General features: G+C 54.6%; 17 protein-coding genes and 3 pseudogenes. 5 read left to right on the top strand and 15 right to left on the bottom strand.

The window, feature by feature from the left end:
- Entirely contained in the window at positions 1-1113 is a 1113-nt protein-coding gene (locus ACPJXG_RS28290) for a hypothetical protein (protein WP_425252964.1), read from the top strand.
- A 264-nt stretch (positions 1114-1377) separates the two neighbouring features.
- Here the strand turns inward: ACPJXG_RS28290 and ACPJXG_RS28285 are convergent, their stop codons facing one another.
- From ACPJXG_RS28285 to msuE, 3 genes are read right to left on the bottom strand one after another with little or no spacing between them, the layout of a single operon-like run.
- Positions 1378-2403 (bottom strand): methionine synthase, encoded by a 1026-nt coding sequence (locus tag ACPJXG_RS28285; RefSeq protein ID WP_425252963.1) that lies wholly within the window; start codon positions 2401-2403, stop codon positions 1378-1380.
- 28 nt (positions 2404-2431) lie between these two features.
- Positions 2432-3409, bottom strand: coding sequence for a DUF1852 domain-containing protein (locus tag ACPJXG_RS28280; RefSeq protein WP_425252962.1), 978 nt, complete (start codon positions 3407-3409; stop codon positions 2432-2434).
- 60 nt (positions 3410-3469) lie between these two features.
- Complete coding sequence (gene msuE / locus ACPJXG_RS28275; RefSeq protein WP_425252961.1) at positions 3470-4051, bottom strand: FMN reductase; 582 nt, start codon at positions 4049-4051, stop codon at positions 3470-3472.
- 127 nt (positions 4052-4178) lie between these two features.
- Between msuE and ACPJXG_RS28270 the strand changes: the two genes are divergently transcribed.
- Together ACPJXG_RS28270 and ACPJXG_RS28265 are read left to right on the top strand one after the other, a co-directional pair.
- Positions 4179-5075, top strand: a complete 897-nt coding sequence (locus ACPJXG_RS28270) for a LysR family transcriptional regulator (protein ID WP_425252960.1) — start codon at positions 4179-4181, stop codon at positions 5073-5075.
- Positions 5076-5097: 22 nt separating this feature from the next.
- Positions 5098-5964 carry a methylenetetrahydrofolate reductase gene (locus ACPJXG_RS28265; protein WP_425254799.1) on the top strand — a complete coding sequence of 289 codons (867 nt, stop codon included), beginning with the start codon at positions 5098-5100 and terminating at the stop codon, positions 5962-5964.
- Positions 5965-6289: 325 nt separating this feature from the next.
- Here ACPJXG_RS28265 and ACPJXG_RS28260 read toward each other — a convergent pair whose 3' ends face one another.
- Together ACPJXG_RS28260 and ACPJXG_RS28255 are read right to left on the bottom strand one after the other, a co-directional pair.
- The gene (locus tag ACPJXG_RS28260) at positions 6290-6682 is read right to left on the bottom strand and encodes a hypothetical protein (RefSeq protein ID WP_425252959.1); all 393 of its coding nucleotides are present in this window, start codon (positions 6680-6682) and stop codon (positions 6290-6292) included.
- A gap of 216 nt (positions 6683-6898) precedes the next feature.
- Positions 6899-7027 (bottom strand): annotated as a pseudogene (locus ACPJXG_RS28255) (IS5/IS1182 family transposase); the annotation flags it as partial.
- A 43-nt stretch (positions 7028-7070) separates the two neighbouring features.
- Between ACPJXG_RS28255 and ACPJXG_RS28250 the strand changes: the two are divergent.
- Positions 7071-7493 (top strand): transposase, encoded by a 423-nt coding sequence (locus ACPJXG_RS28250; RefSeq protein WP_425252958.1) that lies wholly within the window; start codon positions 7071-7073, stop codon positions 7491-7493.
- A 737-nt stretch (positions 7494-8230) separates the two neighbouring features.
- Here the strand turns inward: ACPJXG_RS28250 and ACPJXG_RS28245 are convergent.
- From ACPJXG_RS28245 to ACPJXG_RS28230, 4 genes are all read right to left on the bottom strand, one after another.
- On the bottom strand, positions 8231-8446 hold the full coding sequence (locus ACPJXG_RS28245) for a hypothetical protein (protein ID WP_425252957.1): 216 nt from the start codon (positions 8444-8446) through the stop codon (positions 8231-8233).
- Between the two features lie 674 nt (positions 8447-9120).
- Entirely contained in the window at positions 9121-9861 is a 741-nt protein-coding gene (locus tag ACPJXG_RS28240) for a hypothetical protein (RefSeq protein ID WP_425252956.1), read from the bottom strand.
- A 12-nt stretch (positions 9862-9873) separates the two neighbouring features.
- Positions 9874-12933, bottom strand: coding sequence for an N-6 DNA methylase (locus ACPJXG_RS28235; RefSeq protein ID WP_425252955.1), 3060 nt, complete (start codon positions 12931-12933; stop codon positions 9874-9876).
- Positions 12920-13468, bottom strand: a complete 549-nt coding sequence (locus tag ACPJXG_RS28230; protein ID WP_425252954.1) for a hypothetical protein — start codon at positions 13466-13468, stop codon at positions 12920-12922. Before ACPJXG_RS28230 ends, ACPJXG_RS28235 begins: the two co-directional genes overlap by 14 nt.
- Before the next feature lie 170 nt (positions 13469-13638).
- On the opposite strand from ACPJXG_RS28230, the pseudogene ACPJXG_RS28225 reads away from it, so the two are divergent.
- Positions 13639-13740, top strand: a pseudogene (locus ACPJXG_RS28225) (XRE family transcriptional regulator); the annotation flags it as partial.
- 107 nt (positions 13741-13847) lie between these two features.
- On the opposite strand, the gene ACPJXG_RS28220 reads toward ACPJXG_RS28225, so the two are convergent.
- The 6 genes and pseudogenes from ACPJXG_RS28220 to glmS all read right to left on the bottom strand — a co-directional run bounded on the left by ACPJXG_RS28220 (position 13848) and on the right by glmS (position 20696).
- Positions 13848-14105: a hypothetical protein gene (locus ACPJXG_RS28220; RefSeq protein WP_425252953.1), complete on the bottom strand. Its 258-nt coding sequence runs from the start codon at positions 14103-14105 to the stop codon at positions 13848-13850.
- 85 nt (positions 14106-14190) lie between these two features.
- Positions 14191-15449 (bottom strand): IS3 family transposase gene (locus ACPJXG_RS28215; protein ID WP_227742074.1). Its coding sequence is split into 2 segments (ribosomal slippage): positions 14191-15110 and positions 15110-15449, totalling 1260 coding nucleotides; the frame shifts between segments, so codons are not numbered across the junction.
- 54 nt (positions 15450-15503) lie between these two features.
- Positions 15504-16082: a hypothetical protein gene (locus tag ACPJXG_RS28210; RefSeq protein WP_425252952.1), complete on the bottom strand. Its 579-nt coding sequence runs from the start codon at positions 16080-16082 to the stop codon at positions 15504-15506.
- 118 nt (positions 16083-16200) lie between these two features.
- Entirely contained in the window at positions 16201-18534 is a 2334-nt protein-coding gene (locus ACPJXG_RS28205) for a YecA family protein (RefSeq protein WP_425252951.1), read from the bottom strand.
- A gap of 75 nt (positions 18535-18609) precedes the next feature.
- Positions 18610-18708, bottom strand: a pseudogene (locus tag ACPJXG_RS28200) (PIN domain-containing protein); the annotation flags it as partial.
- A gap of 158 nt (positions 18709-18866) precedes the next feature.
- Positions 18867-20696 (bottom strand): glutamine--fructose-6-phosphate transaminase (isomerizing), encoded by a 1830-nt coding sequence (gene glmS, locus ACPJXG_RS28195; protein ID WP_035823418.1) that lies wholly within the window; start codon positions 20694-20696, stop codon positions 18867-18869.
- Positions 20697-20776: the final 80 nt, after the last annotated feature.

Below are 20776 nucleotides of genomic sequence, written 5' to 3'. Positions count from 1 at the left end.
TTGAATAATTGGCTGCCTACCCCGCGTAGCCGCTTGCTGTTTGTTGTTGCGGTAACGATTGGCGTCCTTTTTGCCTTGAGGTTTGCACAAGGGACTGTCTGGCAAGCGCGGATCGCTGGTTTTTTTGTGGGTGCTATCAGCCTCTACTTATTTTATAGGTTCTGGGGTCATTGGAAGGCGTTAAGGTTCCAATTGATGCGTAAGGAGATGCATGTCATAAAAGCGTGGCGTGAATTCTTTCATATTAGTCCCATCGTAAAAGCTTTCCATTTACTCGCGCTAGCATTCTGCTCTCTGAGTGCCACAATGGGCATTGTTATCGGTCTCAATACGGCTATGGCTTTTCTGTGGGTTGCTGGATCCATTTTAGCAATGGCAGGCATTTGCGAGATGACCACTCAGGCGACAAGGCTACTGAAGAAGGCGTGGGGACCTATTCTCGGTAAAGTACTAGCGTTATCTGTGGGTGCAGCCATTACCGTAATCGCCCTTTCAAAAGCAAAACAGCTTGTGCACTCACTATCATCAATTGATACAAAGTATGTGGCTGAATTTACGACATTGGTCACTGCTTTTTACTTACCGATGGTATTCATCGCAGCCATCGGTGTTGGAATGGCAATATATGCTTCATGCCAATTATTAGTCTTAACAATTTTTACTATCAGTAATAATCTGATGATTCAATCACGCGCGGTATTGGGTGAAAGCTGGATGGAAAAACAGCAAATGTTTTGGTACAGAATAAGTGAGGGTAAACGTCCGTCCGGAAATATCCTTCCACCGAGAAAATTCCTGTCCGAATTCGAAATCTCGATGCTGATGTCACCACTCTCAAAGATCATTCTCGCATGGATGCTCGTACAAGGTGTTGATGCTTCGACTACATCACTGCCATTAATAGCACCATGGCTGAAGACCCAAATAGTGGCAATTGAATATCGATCAGGCAGCGCCTGTAAGAATATCAACAAGAATCTAGGTGTTGTTTACATGGATGACGGGAATGTTTCGGTTGCTCGACTAGGCAAAGATGGATACATCTTCAATATCGAAGCCTGCCAGTTTCAAACGGAAGTGGAATCCGGTAGCGTAACGCAGGCTGCGAAATAGCTACCGGTCGCAAACTGAAGAGTGAAAGGAATCCAACTTATTTGAAAGTTGAAGTCCCCCGGCACCTACCGGTAGTATCACTGCTACGGCACGTCCTTGCGTTACTGTGGCCGGGACTCAAAGGAAGTGATTCCTCTGAGAATAACGCTATCAAAATACCAATCCGATTCGAACGACGTAAGGGTTATTGCAACAATAAAGTTGCACCCAATTCCGCTCAGTACGACAAGGCATAACTAACCTGTTCGATACATCACCCGCCTGCTAGGAAAGCTCTCCCCGGATGATTGCCGCGCCTGCACTGAGCGCATTCAACTTGCCGCGTGCTACCTGACGCGACAAGGGCGCCATGCCGCAGTTGGTGCTCGGGTAAAGTTTGTCGGCATCGACAAAGCGCAGCGCTTTGCGCAGGGTGTCGGCCACTTGCTCCGGGGTTTCAATGGTGTTGCTGGCCACGTCGATGGCGCCGACCATCACTTTTTTGCCACGAATGAGTTCAATCAGGTTGATGGGCACACGCGAGTTGTGGCATTCGAGCGAGATGATGTCGATATTCGATTGCTGCAGCTTGGGGAAAGACTCTTCATATTGGCGCCACTCGGAGCCCAGCGTGTTTTTCCAGTCCGTATTGGCCTTGATGCCGTAGCCGTAGCAAATATGGACGGCCGTTTCGCATTTGAGTCCTTCGATCGCCCGTTCCAGGGTGGCGATACCCCAGTCATTGACCTCATCAAAGAAGACATTGAATGCGGGTTCGTCAAACTGGATGATGTCGACGCCGGCCGCCTCCAATTCACGGGCTTCCTGATTAAGGATCTTGGCAAATTCCCAGGCTAGTTTTTCACGGCTCTTGTAGTGGCTGTCATACAGCGTATCGATCATCGTCATCGGACCTGGCAGCGCCCATTTGATCGGCTGCTTGGTTTGCTGACGTAAAAACTTGGCGTCTTCCACAAAAACCGGCTTCGGGCGGCTCACGGCGCCCACGACGGTCGGCACGCTCGCATCGTAGCGGTCACGAATCCTGACGGTCTCGCGTTTGTCGAAATCCACGCCGCTCAAATGCTCGATGAACGTGGTGACGAAATGCTGGCGGGTTTGCTCGCCGTCACTGACGATATCGATGCCTGCCAGCTGCTGTTCTTGCAGTGACAAAAGCAAGGCATCCTGTTTGCCCTCGATTAATTCCTCGTCCTGCAATTTCCACGGTGACCACAGCTTTTCAGGCTGTGCCAGCCAGGAAGGTTTGGGCAAGCTGCCAGCGGTGGAAGTAGGCAATAATTTTTTCATGATGATTGATGTCGTGTATTGTGATTAATCAGAGAGCGTAGTTCGCAGACCATTGTTCAAGAACATGCTTGTATGGCTTGATGAAGTGCTCTTCCGTATATTTGCCCTGCTTGACCGCCAGCTGGCTGCGCTCTTCCCGGTCATAGACAATCTGTGTCAATGAGTAATCCTGGTTCTTCAGGCTAGGCTGATACAACTTCCCTGCCGCGGAATTGGCGTTGTAAATCTCGGGCCGGTAAATCTTTTGGAACGTTTCCATCGTGCTGATGGTGCCGATCAGCTCAAGATTGCTGTAGTCACCCAGCAGGTCGCCGATAAAGTAGAAGGCCAGCGGCGCGGAGCTGTTTGGCGGCATGAAATAGCGCACCTGCATCCCCATTTTTTCGAAATATGTATCCGTCGACGAGAACTCATTTTGCTGATACTCGACGCCCAGGATGGGGTGCTGGTTTTCAGTGCGCTGATAGGTTTTACTGCTCGAGGCGCTGATGCAGATCACGGGCGGCTTGCTGAAGCGCGCTTTGTAAGCAGTTGATTTGACAAAGTGCTTGAACAGCTTGCCATGGAAATCGCCGAAATTGTCCGGCGTGCCAAACGTGGATTTATTGTTGTTGTGCTCTGGCAGCAGCACGCTGAAGTCGTAATCGCGCACGTACGAGGAGAAGTTATTGCCGGCGATGCCATCGATGCGCTCATTGGTTTTTTTATCCAGGATATTCGGCTTCAATATCTCGATCAATGGAATATTGTCGCCTTCGGCACCGATATTCAACGCGACGGAAATGATTTCAAGTTCCACCGAGTAGCGGTCTGCCTTCGGGTTATCCCAATGCGCCAGGCTGTTGAAGCGGCTGTCGATCATTTTCAGGGTATTGCGCAAATTCTCCTGACGACGCTCTCCCCTGGCCAGATTGGCAAAGTTGGTCGTCAAGCGCGTGCTGTCCGATGGGTGATAGTTTTCATCGAAAACAATGCTCTTGATGCTGAATACAAAATCTTTGCTCATGGTGATCTGTCCTGATGTCTGCGAAAAGGTGAATATGTTGATTGACCGTGGTGATGCGTATCAGGCCGCGATCAGCGCTTCAGCGGCGGCATGTCTCGCATGGCGCGTCAAGCCGACCAAGGGCAATGCCCGTTGGACGGCAAGCGCGGCCCGCTGGATCAGGGCCTCGTCCTGCAGACGGTAGTCGGTAAAGTCCTTGTCGGTCGCGTAGACGCCCAGCGGCAATGTGCGTGCCTGGAAAAAACTGAACAGCGGCCGCAACTGGTGGTCGATCATCAGGGCATGGCGCTCGCTGCCGCCGGTGGCCGCCAGCAAGATCGGCTTGTCGATCAAGGCGTCCTGGTCAATGAAGTCGAAGAAGTGCTTGAACAGTCCCGTGTAGGAACCACGGAAGACCGGCGTTGCCACCACCACAATGTCGGCTTGCTCGACCGCCGCAAGTTCGCGCTCCACCGTCTCGGGCAGATGGGAGCGCCAGGTCGCGCCGGCAAGCTGCGGTGCGAGCTGGCCCAGCTCGACCAGGCGCTGTTCGCACAGCACTTCCTCGGCGATCAGATCCATCAGGTGCTCGGCCAGGGCTGCCGCCTTGGAAGGGCGTTGCAGCCCGCCGGAAACCGCGACTAAGCGAAGTGGACGTTTCATGTTTGCTTTCATAGGGAGTGATGCGCGAGGGCGAAGAATGCCAACGACAAGGAGATGGATGATAGCGGGGGAAATCGATGAAGTATAATGGTCTTATTTCATACATCCATGAATATGGCTCATTTCAATGCTTGAACGCATCCACCTCAGCATCGTCCAGCAGGTCGAAAAACAAGGCTCGCTGACGGCCGCAGCCAGCGTGCTGCACCTGACCCAGTCGGCCCTGAGCCACAGCATGAAGAAGCTGGAGCAGCAGCTGGGCACCGACGTCTGGCTGCGCGAAGGGCGCAACTTGCGCCTGACGCAGGCCGGCCAGTATCTGCTGGCGGTGGCGAACCGGGTGCTGCCGCAACTGGACCTGGCTGAAGAGCGCCTGGGCCAGTTCGCGCAAGGCGAGCGCGGTGCGTTGCGCATCGGCATGGAATGCCACCCTTGCTACCAGTGGCTGCTGAAAGTGGTGTCTCCCTATCTGGCCGCCTGGCCCGACGTGGATGTGGACGTCAAGCAAAAGTTCCAGTTCGGCGGCATCGGCGCGCTGTTCGGCTACGAGATCGACCTGCTGGTCACGCCCGACCCGCTGTACAAGCCGGGGCTGACATTCGAACCCGTGTTCGACTACGAGCAGGTGCTGGTCGTGGCCCAGGGCCATGCCCTGGCGTCGGCGGCCTATGTAAAACCGCAGCAACTGACCCAGGAAGTACTGATCAGCTACCCCGTCGACATCGAGCGCCTGGATATCTACAACCAGTTCCTCTTGCCGGCCGGTGTCACGCCCAAGCGCCACAAAGCCATCGAAACGACCGACATCATGCTGCAGATGGTGGCCAGCGGCCGCGGCGTGGCCGCCCTGCCGCGCTGGCTGGTCGAGGAATACGCGGCCAAGATGGACGTGGTGCCTGTACGGCTGGGCCCGCGCGGCATCGCCAAGCAGATTTTCCTGGGCGCACGCGAGACGGACACCGCCATCGACTACGTGAAGGCCTTCATCGCACTGGCGCGCCAGCCTGCCAGCGCTCATGCGTAGTGAAGCTATGGTCGGCCCCTTGATGCATCCCGCTCAGCCCTGGCCCGCTGGCAACATCACTGATGCCTATTCCCTGGAAGCCAGTACGAAGGACATTGCTGCGTTGAGCGCGGCGGCGCCCCGGATATTGCCTGGGTCCACGATTACCATTCCCTACCTGGCACGCGAGGACGACGACGCGCGGCTGGCCGCGGCGCGCGCCGTGCGCAAGCTCGGCTTTGAGCCCATGCCGCACTTGTCTGCGCGCCGTATCGTCTCGCTCGCTGGCTTGGAGTCATTCATCCAGCGCGCGGTCGCTGAAGCCGGCGTCGAGCGCTGCGTCATCATCGCTGGCGATCCGTCGACCCCGATGGGGCCGTTTTCCGACAGTGCCTCGCTGATCGACACCGGCGTTTTCGAGCGCGCGGGCATGAAGGTGATCGGCGTGGGCGGCCACCCGGAAGGCCATCCGGTGATGAACACGGCTGAACAGTGGGAGGTGCTTGAACGCAAGTGTCACAGCATCGAGAAGCGCGGCATGACGCCCTTGATCGTCACGCAATTCGCCTTTGATGCCGACATCGTGTTGACGTGGTTGCAAGCGCTGCGCGCGCGTGGCGTCAACCATCCTGTGCGCGTGGGCGTGCCGGGCCCCGCGAGCATCGCGGTGCTGGCGCGCTATGCCGCAATGTGCGGCGTGGGTGCCTGCGCCTCGATGTTATCCAAGTACGGGATTTCCATCGGCAAGCTGTTCGGCACGGCGGGGCCGGATGTGTTTGTTGATCGCCTGGCCGCCGGGCTGACAGAAGCACATGGCAAGGTCAGCCTGCATTTCTTTCCGTTTGGCGGCATCGCGCAGTCGGTGAAGTGGGTGGAGCAGTACCGTGCTCGTACCGCCCCGGCCCCTTGAAGAAGAATATTCTTGCCAAATATAGTCGTTAATTGATCAAGGGCCGAAACCCAGAATTGTCACGGCGCGGAAATTGATAAAGTCGTAAATTGGCAGCCCACGATGCACCAATCTTTAGCAAAGTTGCAAATTAAAGTCGTAAAGTGAAACTTTCAGAGCCTGTCGAGCATCTAGCAAACTCATGGCGCTTCAGGTCATACGATCGCGTGGGGGCGTTTCCCTGGCAGTGGAAGGCTGTTCAATTGAAATGGATCAATTCTACGAGTAAACGAACACTCGTTGCCTAAGTACAGCGGCAGCCGGTGTGCTGCCGCTGTAACTGGCTTTACTCGTCTTCAGTCAGGTCATCATCATCGGGGAACAGCTCATTATAGGCGTCCTCGATTCCCTCTTCTTCGAGCAGCAGTAGGTTCCCGTTCTCGGTGTCGCACAGACGCTTCGCACTAAGTTTGAGCCAGGCCTCCGATTTGTCCAACGATACGATGGCGTATTCCGCACCGACCGTTATCAGCAGCCAATTCAGTTCAGCCAGCTCATCCTCCAACTCTTTGACAAAACTGGCACGGATGCTTTTACGGTTCGCAATCTTGCGCAGCGTAATAAGGCCGAATCGGTAGCGGTTCACCTGTCGGTCCTTCTCCTTCTCATAAAGCTTGGCGTTGATAGAAAGGAGTTGAGCTGTAGCTCTGGGCGAGCGACGAGGAAGTTTGGTTTTCATAGATATGCTCCTATGGGATAGGTTTTCCACTTATGGATAAGTTGACTTACAACATTAGTTGCCTTTAAAGGCGAGGCGAGTATAACCTAAAGCCAATCAGGTTGCAAAAAATAGAAATTCAGTTGCGGGCGCACCTAATTAACTAAAATTGACGCATCCTCCATTACCTAGGCGGCCACGCGGTCATGTGACACTTCATAGCCGAATTCTTTAGGATCAGGTGGCCAGCGTCGTCGGCGTGCCAATTTGGGTAAAGCGCTTCAGTGTGGCGGCGCGCACCTGGAGTTCTGCGATCTGTCGGTCGAAGTCACGGGCCATCACTCGCTCACCGAGAACGCCAAAGCAGTCGATCAAGAAAGAGGACAAGGAGATCGTCGCCGACCAGGCCATGCCGGCCGACTGGGCACCAGCGAAACGACGCCAGAAAAATGTCGAGGCGCGCTGGACCAAGAAGCATGGCAAGTCCTATTTCGGCTACAAGCTCTCGGCCAGCGCCGACAAGCGTTACAAGCTCATTCGCAAGATCAAGGTCAGCACTGCCAGCGAACACGACACGCTGCACTTTGAGGCGGTGATCGATTCGGCCAATACCAGCCGTGACATCTACGCCGACAAAGGCTACATCGATGGTGAGCGCGAAGCGCGGCTCAAGAGCGAAGGCTGGCGCATGCACATCCAGCGCAAAGGCAGCAAGGACAAAGCACTGTCCGAAGCGCAAGGGCGACGCAACCGCCGCATCGCTTCGCCGCGTGCTCGCGTCGAGCATGTTTTTGCCGGCTTGGCGCAACTGGGCGGCAAGACGCTGTGCTAGATCGGCTTGGCGCGTGCCACGCTGAATCTGAGCTGGAAAGCAGCAACCTACAACTTGTGCAGCTTTGTCCATCTGAAGGAGGCCGGGGTCGCGGCATTCTGACTCCCGAAGTCCGTCGGGACTGTCAAAAATGGCAGACCCGGACCGCAAAACATCACCAAATCAACATGATCTGGCGGGGCCGCTACTCTCCGGACTGCGCCATGCTCAGTGCATGGCCGCGATCAGCAGTAATTCGAGGTTCCCCGTAGCTGATTGACATTAAAAATGAAAAAAACGATGGGCGTAAACAAATATTGCAAATTTATGGCTCATGTTAGCAGTCAAATGCAGTCAAGAAATGCTAAACTTGAATTGCGAATTCAGTAACATTCGGTGCGCAAGTGCCCCACGACTGGCCGGTAGCCAGCGTTTAGGAGTAAATCGAAAATGGCAGATGTGGATTTGACAAAAGCGAAAAAGATCGAGCGGGCATTCGATTCTCAGCGAGTAAACGAACTCATAACAATAGGCTGGTCTTTGATCGAGACAGCTTCTGGAAAGGACGAATCAGGCTATCCATTGATTGCGTATTCGCTGGCATGGTTCGGTGAAGGTGAGCCACGACACCACTAATACCCTAGTGGCGCCGACAGTGGAACCCACGGCCCGCATTGAAGGGCCTGGTGCATTGAGAGAGCGGTATGGTGCCGCCCCAATTAGGATAAATTATAAATATGGAACTTTTTTACACTTCTTCAAAAGGGGAAGAAATCAACTGGCTCGTCGCAGAAGTAGTCCCCAATGAGAGCTACCGAATCATTGATGACAAGGGACAGCCAAATCCGCAGGGCATAAATCACACCGAGGGCAGGTCGGTGTCCATTGTCTTCTTTGATGGCTTTATAGTCGAAGACGACAAGGTGTATGCCACAGGCTTGCTTACCAAAAATCCAAAAATCGAGGTTGGCCATAGTCCTCGTATTGGCTAGGGAAAACTAGCACTACCATCGGCCCCGCGTAACGCGGCCTTTGAGCTGAGAAAGCCAAGTAACGTGCAGGGCCACAATTATGAGGGATTAATGGATGAGTTCCAACTGCGGTAAATGCGTCGACGACAAACACGAAGGCCACAATTACTGCCGTACTTGCGGCAGCGACCTGAACAATGGCTACGCTCAGAATGTAAGAATCGCCGTTGCCCCTACAACGGCGGAACATTACTGTGGCCATTGCGGCACCGAACGCAACGCGTGTACGTGCCGTTAAGGGAAAATAGCCCGCGCCCTGCGGGCGCCCGCCGGCCGACGGGCGGCGACATCGAAAAAGGCTAGAAAGATGACTCTGAAGATATTGGAAGCACGACGGACGAAAACGCCTTATACCCCAATTGCTACAGGCAGGACTGCAATGTTGCTAGGGGGCCTTGAACAGGCGAAATTTAAATGTGGATGCGGTCACGTCTGGACCGCCTCGGCTAGCCGGACATGCCTAAATGGTGGATTCTTCTTCCAGAATAGCTCAGGGGTCACAGTTGAGTGTCCGTCATGCAAAACTACGGGAAAACTTGCAACCGAGGATTACGACGACGTGCTTTGAACGCCCTCGGCATGCAAGGAAAACTCGTGGCACTTCATTGCATAATTGTTCAGAGAGTCGGCCCTGCTGGCGGCATAAGCCACATGTGTCTTAAAGATATTGCGAACGTTTTGCCATCGACCACGGGGGCCAAGCGCTCATGTTCTGTCATCGCGATTTCGGACACGAGTGGTGTGCTTGCGCAGACCACTTTCGTAGGTAGTCCTACCAGTCGCAGATGCTTAGCTATGGTAATTCCTTTATTTTTTCGCTTCGAGTACGTTATTAAGGCGTTAGTCGGAGCAGTATCTCTTCTGTCGAAAACATAGGCGAGCATCCCAGCATGAGGCATGCGCCAAGCATATCGGCCTGATAAAAACCGATCAATTCCATCCACCCTATACGAATCGAGACCTCTGCTAGGATCTAGCACTTTGCATTCAAAAAAGAGCGCATCATGACGGTCATCAGCGATTCCGCTTCTACATTTTGCTAAGCGAATAGTAATGTCCGGCATTTGATCAATGGAGTAGCCATCGCAGTCAGGCAGCTTAGCATCCCGACTCGGCAAGCTGAAAAATGCATCGTTAAACCCTGGAATTTCACTTCGCCTACGCAGGTTAGTGAGGTTATTAAGAAGACAGTCAGTAATGATATCTTCATCCTTTGTTTCCAGAACTGACGCATCATTATCGACTAAGTCGTGCCAGGCTTTACTCAGGGCCTGGTCAACTACCTTAATAAATCCGGGGTTCCATGCAGGATAAATCACTGAGCCGCGTGGCGGCGTACCGAGGTTAGTGTATGCCAAGATAGTCTACTCTTATACGAATAAAGAACCGTCTTGCAAGCCTTCAAGTGCGAGAAGTCTTGCCTGTGTCGGACTCCAATACCGACTCTGGTCCAAAAGTCCCAAAACCAGCTGATTTCCATCAAGATGAACGATGAGCCGTGATGCCCAATAACTATCCGCAGTGTCTGTCAGTGACTCTGTCTCCAACTTTGACAAAGGCGCGTCCGTTGCGGGCTGATCGTCCGGTACAAATCTCAAGAACCTCCAGCCCTCAATGTTGGCGCCAGGGGTATTTGAAAGCACACATGCCGTCAATCCAGTTGGAGAATACGGCTCTAGTAAATCCTTAAACGTACGCGCAAACTCTTCGATCTGTGTTGTCGTAGGAGGAGCATCGGCCTCAGTGACACAGGCAGCGAACGGAAGCTCAGCTGCCAGCGTATCTTGAATGAGTTGTACGTCCCACGCTGACAAATCATAGAGCTTGGCAGTAAGACGATCCACGTCATTCCAGCAGTGCTGGTGATTGCGTAACTTGGCTGCGACCTCTTTAATATCGACTACTTCGTCGTCGGATAACCGGGTATGGTTTATTAGCGGAAACTCCTCTAGGTCACTCTGTAGGCCCGAATCCCTTTCAACGCCAAATTTCGGACTCGAAAGTAGCTGATAATAAAGCATCAGGTCGCTATAAGACACGACGTATAGAAGGTCAGCCAAAACACGCATGCCGGGATCATTGGGTAATGTCAGTCCAAAGAAGCTTTCCTTGTAGACAACATCCACTTCACAATAAAGAGCCCCACGTACACTTCTATCTAGCTTGGGCGATTCCCTGAACAGCAACAGAGGCCCCTTGTATATCTGCGGGTTTCGTCGCCACTGCACAGTTTTAAGTGTGAACTTCTCAGAAGCATCACCTAGCCGCAAGCCAAACTTGGTTTGTATACTTACTTCAGGTAACCCAACCAGCGCCGAGCTATCTTCTTTTCGCTTCTCAGGCTTCCCACTTTGATAGCCGGAAGTGAACTTCAAATTCCACTTGGATATCTGCTCCGCAACTTTTGCAACCCGAGCAGAGCGGATGCGATCCATCAGCTCCAATCCTAAGGCGCCGCCTTTGTACAGTGCTTTTATAGCCAGTGGATCGTCTTGGACTTGCTGCAGGGATACGGGCGTGGCAGCATTAGGGTCGATACGGAACTGTCCCAGCGCATTAAGATTTTGCTCTCTCTTTGGGCTGATAAAATAAAAACTGTCGCCTGGACTGACTAGATCGTTCCGGGCAACCATCAACAAAAATGGAGCGTCGTTTGATCCCCAGATGCGCGGGTCTTGGCGCAAAGACGCAAAATTCATGATGCCCGTGATCTGTAGGGTCTTGAAGATATGTCGGCGCAACTCGAACGATTTTGGTTGGAACAACAAACGGCCATGCAAGGCAAAGCCGATCGCTGCAGAAGGTTTAGCCCAAATCTTGGATGCAAGTAAGAAAGCAACGTCAGGCGATCCGTACCGCGCTCGAATATCCGCTGTCACCTGCCCGTCATGACTAATTAATTGAGCTAGACGTTTGTTCAGCGCAGCGCTCGCTTGGCCTTTAAATCCAGTCCACGGCGGGTTGCCGACGACGATATCAAATTTCGAGGCGAAGCGATCTAACACTACTTTTGAAAGGCTGCCAAGCTCGTAGTCCGCCGTGTCGTCCGATGAAATAGCATGGGCCCCACTGCCGGCGAGGTCGGCGACTCCTACTGGATGCAATACTACTCCAATGAGCTTCTGGAATTTCAGCTCGCTTAATGGGCTTGGCCGCGGGTCGAGCTCTAGCGCAGCCAGATAGAGACTTAGTGAAGCAATGTTCAAAGCATCGGCGTTGATGTCGAAACCGGTTAGCTGCGTATTCAGTATTTTTCGAATGACTGCGCGAGTGGGGCGCACACCAGACTCTTTCCATCGCTCAGCAACTAACCGACGCAACGCCAGCACCAAGAAAACACCACCGCCGGCGGAGGGGTCAAGGACCTTTGCCTCATGTGGCTTGGCCGAATTGACGGCACTGAAGGCACCATCGAGAACAATTTCTGCGATGCGGCGCGGGGTATAGTGAATGCTGGTAGTTTGTGCCAGATCTGGAAGGAAATTATGTGCAAATTCCTCGTACACTTGGCTAAGTACGCCTACCGGCACGTGCTGGAACTTTATGCCGCCCCAATTGAGCGGCAACTGGCCTGCCACAGCTTTGTGCTGAATGTTGGATAAGTGTCGGCAGACCTCCTGAACACCTGATCCAATTTGCTGTACAAACGTGCCGTAGTCTTTTTCCACAGCGCTCAATGAGAGCAAGTCGCCATTAAATGTTTGATCCATCCAGATGCAAACATTTGTCAAATACGTGGGAGCAGAAAACATCTCTTCCAGAGGTAGCTTTTTTCCGGCGATAGCTACTGCATCTCGATCGTCCACAATGCCACGGTCGACCAGAAATCTAAAGAAGAGCGCACGCCCCACCAAGCCAATAATCTGCTGCACAGTCAATGTTGGAGCATAGCGCTTTATTTCGCTTGCCGCATCACTAAGCAGTTTAAATAGCAGAGTCTCCAGCCACTGGCTTGACGCATCATTTGATCGTTTAGCTGCTTTGCTCGACTGAGTGAACGACGGCACCGCGGCGCCACTTAGCAGGCCTCGCAGCTTTGCACGAGCTGCCTCTCCATTTGCGTCGATAACTGGCTGAGGTACATCATTGAGCAGACTAATGGAATAGACGGTGATCCCGCCTGGACGCACCACGCCAAGGAATCGGGCATCTGCCCGACATGCGAGGACGCGAACCAGTTCAGATAAGCGCCCGGAAGCTTCAGCGGTGGTGTCACCCAGACGATCATGCCGGACGATATAGATGACCGGCGCACCGGCCGTCTCGACAACCGCATCGGGGAAGTTGCCTGGTGCTTTACCATTCGCAGTAGACGAAATCAAATCCAAATAGCGTATGTGGCGCGGAGTCGGATTTCCATCGAAGGAGACTATGCTGTCTCGATCAATGCCTGACGCACGCAGCATCTCAAATAAATCAGCCTGTGCCATGTTTCTTCTGTATCGAGGAGACGTCTTGTATTGTTACCTTAGGCGCAAGCTTGCCGCTACTGCGCCCAACTGAATGGGGAGAGAATTCCAGTGATCGCTGCTTTTCCTGCGACGTCCCGCGATCAACCATCAAATATTCATCGATGCGATCGAGGATCGGGGAAAGCTCAAGAATAGTTCCTGTTTGCGCGATCTCACCATCACGAAGACACAATACCGCAACAGGATGTATTGATACAACCATTCGCAAATCTGAACTAGACTCACGGGGTAAGCCGAGCACCTTACGTATCTCCTGAACTAGTTCGACGATGACATCTCGGCGGAGCCCATATCCTTCCTCCAAGACACAACAAACTGCAATCACTGCCATTTCTTGAACTGTGTATTCCCGAGCTATACGCGCTCCACGAGTCTCAAAAAATCCCGGCAATTCAGCGAGCAGACTTCTCAACTTGTGGCGTGAATACCCTGTTAGCTTGACCAAGTCCGCTGATGTGATTCGATGAGATATCATAATGGTATTATAGAACAAATCTGCGCCACAAACACGCAGAGCTGTGCTGTTCTGGCGCAGATCTGCGTCAACTCAACGCAGATTGTTAAGTTGCATTGAAAATTGACCCACTTTCCCCACGAATTTGCAACGAAATCTGACCCACGTTATTAGCACAATTCCACCTGTCTTATCGGCAGGAAATCGGAGTGATCGACGTAGCTCTACGCGGCATCATTCGACGCTGGCACCTTCGTGACCAGATCCCAATACGAAAAATCGCTAGGCGACTGGACATCTCGCGCAATACCCGGGCCGTAATGGATTGATATTCGTCCTGCTCGAAACGCTGAACCAATCGGACTCGTAGGTTTCTTTCGGAGCGATTTTCGCAGGATGTCGATTGGATCTACGCATATCACTTTCCCCCGCTGCGTTCACGCTGGCGGAACCGCTTCACGTATGCGCTGTCGGCAAGATCGTCCGGGCCAAAATCCAAAGCGCAGTTGGCTAACGAGGCGAGCGTGTTATCTGTCAATTTAAAGCCCTTGGGGAGCAGGCCATAGTTGTCCGCACTGTTTTCCTGGATGGCGGCAAGCAACGCCTTGAAGAAATCGGCTCGTGATGGGCGCGCGGCTGCCGTGGCGGCGGCGGTCAAAGAATCAGTGGCTTCCATGTCAGCATGTTGAGCATCGGAAGCTACTACTTGGAGAAATTGGCTCAATGATCTTGCCCCCATATAACCAGACACAGCCAATCGTTTAGTTAGCGCCGCTTTCCTGAGCCCGGCGCGCCAGCTCCCTCCTGAACATGCGAGGCGATTTCCATTTCAGCGACGAATGCGGATGGACCTCGTTGAAGTGCATAAAGGCGTCTGGCAGTTGAGCCAGAACGATTTCAGCGCTGCTGCGGTCCATCAAGTTCACGTAGTCCCGTTTAAACGTGTTCACGAAGCTCTCGGCCATGCCGTTCGACTGCGGGCTGCATACCGGTGTATGCACCGGTTCAATCCCAAGTGCGCGCACCAGCGCGTGCGTTTCATGGGCTCGATAGGCGCCGCCGTTGTCGCTCAAGAATTCCAGCCTGGTCGAGCCGACGCTGGCCTGGCCGAATCTTGTCTCGACCGCTTCCACCAGCATGTCGCGCACGGGCTCGCCAGGCAGGCCACGTTCGGCCCACGCACGCCAGGCAATGATTTCTCGGTCACAGCAATCCTTCATGAACACACCGGTCACCACTTCGCCGTTGTCGCAGGCGATCTCGAAGCCGTCCGAGCACCAGCGCTGATTGGGTTCGTCCACCGCCACCGCGCCATTGTGCACGCGGCTGCTCACTGGGCGTTTCGGCGCCTTGGGTAGCAGCAGACTGTTCGCCTTCATCACGCGATAAAACCGCTTGTGATTGATTGCTGGCAAGCCCATCAAGGCGCGCGTGCGGTTGACCAGAGCGCCAGCCCGGCGGTAGCCATAGGTCGGCAGCGCTGTAATCTCGGCGCGCACGGCGTCGACCAGGATGGCGTCGGTAGGTTGGTGGAACGTCTGAGTGGTGCGCCCGTCGATCCAGTCCGCGGGACGAACCAGCAGCTGGGCTACGTGTGAGCGCGCTACGCCAAGGGCAGAGCAGACCGGCTTCACTGGTCGTCCTTGCCCGACAAGGGCGAGCGCGCAATCCACTTTTTTTCGCGAGCAAACTCGACGGCCTCCTTCAGGATTTCCGCCTCCATCGTCTTCTTGCCGAGCATGCGCTGCAACTGGGCTATCTGCGCGCGTGCAGCGGCCAGTTCGCTCGCCGGTACCACCGATTCGCCAGCAGTGACCGCCGTTAGCGCGCCTTCCCGTTCGAGCTTACGCCAGTTGAACAACTGGCTTGCACCGACGCCATGCTTGCGAGCGACCAGCGACACGTTCATGCCTGGCTCGTAAGTCTCGCGCACCAGCGCCGCTTTTTCCTCGGCAGACCAGCGCCTGCGGCGCTCCTGGCTCACCGTCACCACCTCGATTGTTTGCTTGTTCCTAGTCATATGCACAGTCCTATTCCTATCCGTAAGAATAACGCATAGGCTGTGTCTGGTGAATCAAGGGGCTATTTCACTCAACGACGGCCAATACTTGAGGTCGAACTGCCCGGAAAGGACATCTAGGCGCTCTTTGATATAGGACTTGAACAGGTAATTGTCTTCAGATGCAGCCTCGATAACGTCGCAGACGTGATAGTGCGTATTGCTGCTAAAGCCCGATGTGTTGTGCAAATCCGAACGACGTTCCAAGAAATCGACCAGCTCCGCCGCTTTGCCTGCAATCTGTTGATTGACGTCGGCGAGTTCATCGCGTGCAGAGCGTGCCTTTACGATTTTATCGGGACTCCAGAACGCGGCCGTACTCAGAAGAACCTCCAAGAAAACCTTAAGGGCCGGGGGCTGCTTATGCAGCTTCTCGTGTAATTCCTCATAAGCCTCTTTCAGTTCAAGGCCACGCAAAAGCAATCGATCTGCCACCGCATTTTCACTTGGCAGAATGTGATGCTCGATGTTGTAGCGTTTTCCATCAATAAGGAGGTTTTCGCAGATTTGCAGTGGGGTCGTCAATTGGTGTGAGCTCATGGGCTGTCTGTGATGTTGAAGATGCTTCACAGCATATTTGATCAAGGCGGGCATGTCGGTACCCCAGTCGCGGCTACTCAGCAGGCCCTCAGGTACTCACACAATCTCGTCTCCGCTATGGAGAGTCTTTGAGCGACAAGTGAAGGTTGACGGTCTTTCTATTTCACCTGGACTAACGACCATGACACCGCTTGTACTTTACGCCGCTGCCACACGAACAAAGGTCATTCCGCCCCGGTTTTTTGGTCTTCGCAGGAGGGATGACATTTTTCGGTTGGTTAAGATTCACCGCCCGCGAGGGTTGAGACATTCGCGTGGCGTCTTCGTAAATGTGGGCGTTTTCTTCCGTTTGAGCGGTCGGTATGTTGACCGTGAAAAACTGCGCCCGGTAGTATGTTCCATGAGCGTCAACCTCTGCCACGACCCCGATGACATTTGAAGCCTTGACGGCCAATCCAGCTGCGCTGGCCTTGTCATTTACCTTAGTCCAGTCAATTTGGTGGTCGTATTGTTGAAGCCAAACGAAGAGTGGCCCACCGTCCCCAGACAGAAGAAAGTAGCGAGCGGGATGCTGGTTCAGGGTTTGGCGAAGGTCGCTCAGCATCTTGGCCAAATTACACCGGCCTTCCTCTCCCAGGTCTCGGATATGGCTTTCCGCTGAAAGCCATCTGGATGCTCGGGTGGCGTCGAGCGCTCCAAGCAGCTTCAGCACCTCTTCAGGGAAGTCCTGAGCTGGAAATGGCCGGCTTTCCCAGTCTTCGCCTTCAAAACTTTTGTCGACGACGTCGCTCATGCCGTTCCAGATGACCATGCTCGTCTTGCCACCCTTCAGTTGGTCGGCAATGTCCTGATCGAAGCGGTTCTTCTTCAGGTATGCGCCCAAGTGGTCGAACTCATCGAATAAACTAGAGCGGCGCATCCCCGCCACAGCCTGCCGCACCTCCATATAGTGAGCGAACTCGCCTGGTGTCGGCAGGAGCCGCTTGAGCACAAACAGGTCGTCGATGGACAGAGAAACGAAAGCATGCTTTCCAAGTAGCGGCTCAATCTGCGGCAGTTCCTTGCAATACGTCGAAAAGGGCGAGAACGATTCCACCGTTAGCCCGATCGGTACCATCACGCGGTAGTCGGCGCGGCGGACGCGGCCGCACTCTTCGTACTTGCCGTTCACCAAGTAATAGAGGGGCACTTCGTCCGCCGAATTCAGATAAATGAAGAAGCGCTCACATTGTTTGTAGGCCTTAAGTACCAAGTCCTGTACGGACTGGGCGTGGCGGCCGAAATCAAGTGCTGGCGACGCGATGGTGGCCGCCGCGCCGGCCTTGGCTTCAACTAAGAACAGTACGTCATCGACTAGGATGAGGGTGTCGTTTTCCGACCACTGCCTGCTAGTAGAGTCCTTGTAGTACACCTCCTGGAAAATCGTGGCACCTGAAAGCTGGGTGGCCAGAATGTCGGCGAATGCAGCCTCGCTCATCGTCTTCTGCCGATTTTCAAAGGTCTTCTTGTAGTCCGGTTTTCGCTGAAGGAGGTTATAGAGAAGTGCACGGTACCCAGCATCGCGGGTGAAGCACGGATCTACGGCGTAGTAGTCCGATCCAAGCTGGATTAATGGTTTTTTCCGGGCAGGCAATGTCCGATAGGGTGTCCCCGCATAATCGCCCGCTGCGAAGAACTCGGTTTCTTCTCCCCGCTGGTACGCCAAGTCCGCCAGCAGCGTCGGCGGCAGCTTCGTGTGACGGCTCACGTTGGCAATACCGCCCCGAAACATGTCGTCCATTGCCTGCCCGGCGGTTTTCGATTGCTCCGCATTGGCAGCAACCCACGCCTGCATGACATCTTCCAGAGGCTTGTCCTGTGCAGCAGCGAAGGCCTGCGCCGCCTCAAATTGCTTCATCATCGCCGAGATAGCGTCGGCATGCCCAGAGCGCGTGGCGTTTGCCATGGACTGGAAGCCTTCGGCGATATCGATGGCACCGACGCCATACACTTCTTTCAAAACATCATCGTGAGGCGCCAGGACGTAGCGGTAGAACTCACCTTCCAAGACTTGGTAGCGGTTCCCGCGTAGCATGACCCAAGTAGATTTCGCGTGGAATTCAATATCGGCCGTATCGGGACCAAAGGCGCCGTCTTTGATATCAGCTGACGTGACCATAGCAAAAAACAAGGCCTGCTCTCGCAGTTTTCTGCCTAGTTCATATAACTCGGCGCACCGGGCTTCGTCGAATGCGACGTCCGCTGAGGCGACATCTGACGCGAGAACCGCGTGCACGTACTCCAAAAGGAACTGGTTTTCGTTGATCAGATCATCAGTACCATGCGATTCGGATTGCTCCTGAGAGGCACTTTGGTCTGCTATTGCTTTCATCATGTGCCGGGAGTAGATGTAGCCGAGCAGATCGTGCGGAGGCATTGCGACAATTAGCTCACGCATGTGGGCGGCAGTGGCTTCCATGTCTTTTAACAAGGAAACGCTCGCCTCTTTTCGTTTTTTTTCGTCCATAGTTGGCCTCACCTTGAGGTAACAAAGTCGTGTGTTCGCCAGCGGAGAGGCCAACTCGCCAAAGCATTTATCGTTTCAGGTATCGAGCATGTCCCAATCGTCGCCGAGCATCCAACGGATGGTAGATAGCTTTCCGTTAATCATTCCCCACTCAAAATCATTCCATGGGCCGATGCCATCGGGACCGAGTTCATCCTCCGTTCGTTTGGCCGAAGCAAGAGCGCCTTCCCAAACGGTGTCTAAGAACATTAATGTTCGATCAAATCTCCCGCTCGCCTACTCAATTTACGACTTTAATGAGCAGGAATACCTGGCGTCCTCCCATGTGACGTTTACTCCACCGTCACCGACTTCGCCAGATTGCGTGGCTTGTCCACATCCGTGCCGCGTGCCAGTGCCGTGTGATACGCCAGCAGTTGCAGCGCGACCACGTGCAGGATCGGCGACAGGTCGCCGTAGTGCTCGGGCAGGCGGATGACGTGCAGGCCTTCGCCGGAGCTGATGCGGGAATCCACGTCGGCGAAGACGTACAGCTGGCCGCCGCGGGCGCGCACTTCCTGCATGTTCGATTTCAGCTTTTCGATCAGGGCGTCGTTCGGTGCGATGGTGACGACCGGCATTTCATTCGTCACCAGGGCCAGCGGGCCGTGTTTCAGTTCGCCGGCCGGATACGCTTCGGCGTGGATGTACGAGATTTCCTTCAGCTTCAACGCGCCTTCCAGGGCGATCGGGTAGTGCATGCCGCGGCCCAGGAAGAGGGCGTTTTCCTTGCGGGCGAATTCTTCGGACCAGGCGATGATTTGCGGTTCCAGCGCCAGCACGGAAGCGATGGCGACGGGCAAGTGGCGCATGGCTTTCAGGTGCGCCGCTTCCTGTTCTTCGGAGAGGCGGCCATTGACTTGCGCCAGGCACAGGGTCAGTAGGAACAGGCCGGCCAGCTGCGTCGTGAACGCCTTGGTGGACGCCACGCCCACTTCCACGCCGGCGCGCGTGATGTAGGCCAGCGCGCATTCGCGCACCATGGCGCTGGTGGCCACGTTGCAGATGGTCAAGGTGTGCTGCATGCCCAGGCTGCGCGCATGTTTCAGGGCGGCCAGGGTGTCGGCCGTTTCGCCGCTTTGCGAAATGGTGACCACCAAGGTGTTCGGGTGCGGCACGCTGTCGCGGTAGCGGTATTCGCTGGCCACTTCCACGCTGACGGGCACCTTGGCGATCGACTCGATCCAGTACTTGGCCGTCATGCCCGCATACGAGCTGGTGCCGCAGGCGAGGATCAGCACGCGGTCGATCTGCTTGAAGATGGCATAGGCGTTGTCGCCGAACAATTCCGGCATGATGCCCGTCACGCCTTCGAGCGTGTCGCCGATGGCGCGCGGCTGCTCAAAAATTTCCTTCTGCATGTAGTGGCGATACGGGCCCAGCTCGGCCGCGCCCGTGTGGGCGTGCACGGTCTTCACTTCGCGCTCGACGGGCTTGCCGTCAACGTCGACGATCCAGCAGCGCGACAATTGCAGGTCGACCACGTCGCCTTCTTCCAGGTAGATGATCTGGTCCGTCGTGCCGGCCAGGGCCATGGCGTCGGACGCGACAAAGTTTTCACCATTACCCAGACCGACGATCAGGGGCGAGCCCTGGCGCGCGGCGACCACGCGGTGCGGTTCGTCGCGGCAGAACACGGCAATCGCATACGCGCCGTCGAGGCGTTTGACGGCCTGCTGCACGGTCTCGAACAGGTCGCCGTTATACATGTGCTCGACCAGATGGGCGATCACTTCCGTGTCCGTCTGGCTCTGGAAGACGTAACCGAGGGCCGTCAGTTCGGCGCGCAATTCGTCGTGGTTTTCGATGATGCCGTTATGCACCAGCGCCACGCGGGCGTTTTCTTCCGTTGGGGAAAAGTGCGGATGGGCATTGAAGGAGACAGGGGCGCCATGCGTGGCCCAGCGCGTGTGGGCAATGCCCGTAAAACCGCTCAAGCCTTCTTCGGCGATCTGCTTTTCCAGCTCGGCCACACGCGAGGTGGAGCGCGAACGCTGCAAACGGCCATCCGCATGCAGGGCGATGCCGCAGGAATCGTAGCCGCGGTATTCCAGGCGCTTCAAGCCTTCGACCAGGATGGGAGTGATATTACGTTGCGCTACCGCGCCGACGATGCCGCACATGGAAACCTCTGTTTAAAATTTAATCAATGCATGCATGCTAATGCAGAGTGTATGAAATATGCTTTCTAAATCTGTGTATT

Source organism: Janthinobacterium sp. NFX145 (genome assembly GCF_049810325.1).
GTDB lineage: Bacteria > Pseudomonadota > Gammaproteobacteria > Burkholderiales > Burkholderiaceae_D > Janthinobacterium > Janthinobacterium rivuli.
This window is presented reverse-complemented; position numbering and strand designations above follow the sequence as displayed.

Coding starts and splice junctions, on each gene's coding strand:
- ACPJXG_RS28285 (WP_425252963.1), bottom strand. CDS start 2,403: ATGAAAAAATTATTGCCTACTTCCACCGCTGGCAGCTTGCCCAAACCT.
- ACPJXG_RS28280 (WP_425252962.1), bottom strand. CDS start 3,409: ATGAGCAAAGATTTTGTATTCAGCATCAAGAGCATTGTTTTCGATGAA.
- msuE (WP_425252961.1), bottom strand. CDS start 4,051: ATGAAACGTCCACTTCGCTTAGTCGCGGTTTCCGGCGGGCTGCAACGC.
- ACPJXG_RS28270 (WP_425252960.1), top strand. CDS start 4,179: ATGCTTGAACGCATCCACCTCAGCATCGTCCAGCAGGTCGAAAAACAA.
- ACPJXG_RS28265 (WP_425254799.1), top strand. CDS start 5,098: ATGCATCCCGCTCAGCCCTGGCCCGCTGGCAACATCACTGATGCCTAT.
- ACPJXG_RS28260 (WP_425252959.1), bottom strand. CDS start 6,682: ATGAAAACCAAACTTCCTCGTCGCTCGCCCAGAGCTACAGCTCAACTC.
- ACPJXG_RS28250 (WP_425252958.1), top strand. CDS start 7,071: ATGCCGGCCGACTGGGCACCAGCGAAACGACGCCAGAAAAATGTCGAG.
- ACPJXG_RS28245 (WP_425252957.1), bottom strand. CDS start 8,446: ATGGCCAACCTCGATTTTTGGATTTTTGGTAAGCAAGCCTGTGGCATA.
- ACPJXG_RS28235 (WP_425252955.1), bottom strand. CDS start 12,933: ATGGCACAGGCTGATTTATTTGAGATGCTGCGTGCGTCAGGCATTGAT.
- ACPJXG_RS28220 (WP_425252953.1), bottom strand. CDS start 14,105: ATGGAAGCCACTGATTCTTTGACCGCCGCCGCCACGGCAGCCGCGCGC.
- ACPJXG_RS28210 (WP_425252952.1), bottom strand. CDS start 16,082: ATGCCCGCCTTGATCAAATATGCTGTGAAGCATCTTCAACATCACAGA.
- ACPJXG_RS28205 (WP_425252951.1), bottom strand. CDS start 18,534: ATGGACGAAAAAAAACGAAAAGAGGCGAGCGTTTCCTTGTTAAAAGAC.
- glmS (WP_035823418.1), bottom strand. CDS start 20,696: ATGTGCGGCATCGTCGGCGCGGTAGCGCAACGTAATATCACTCCCATC.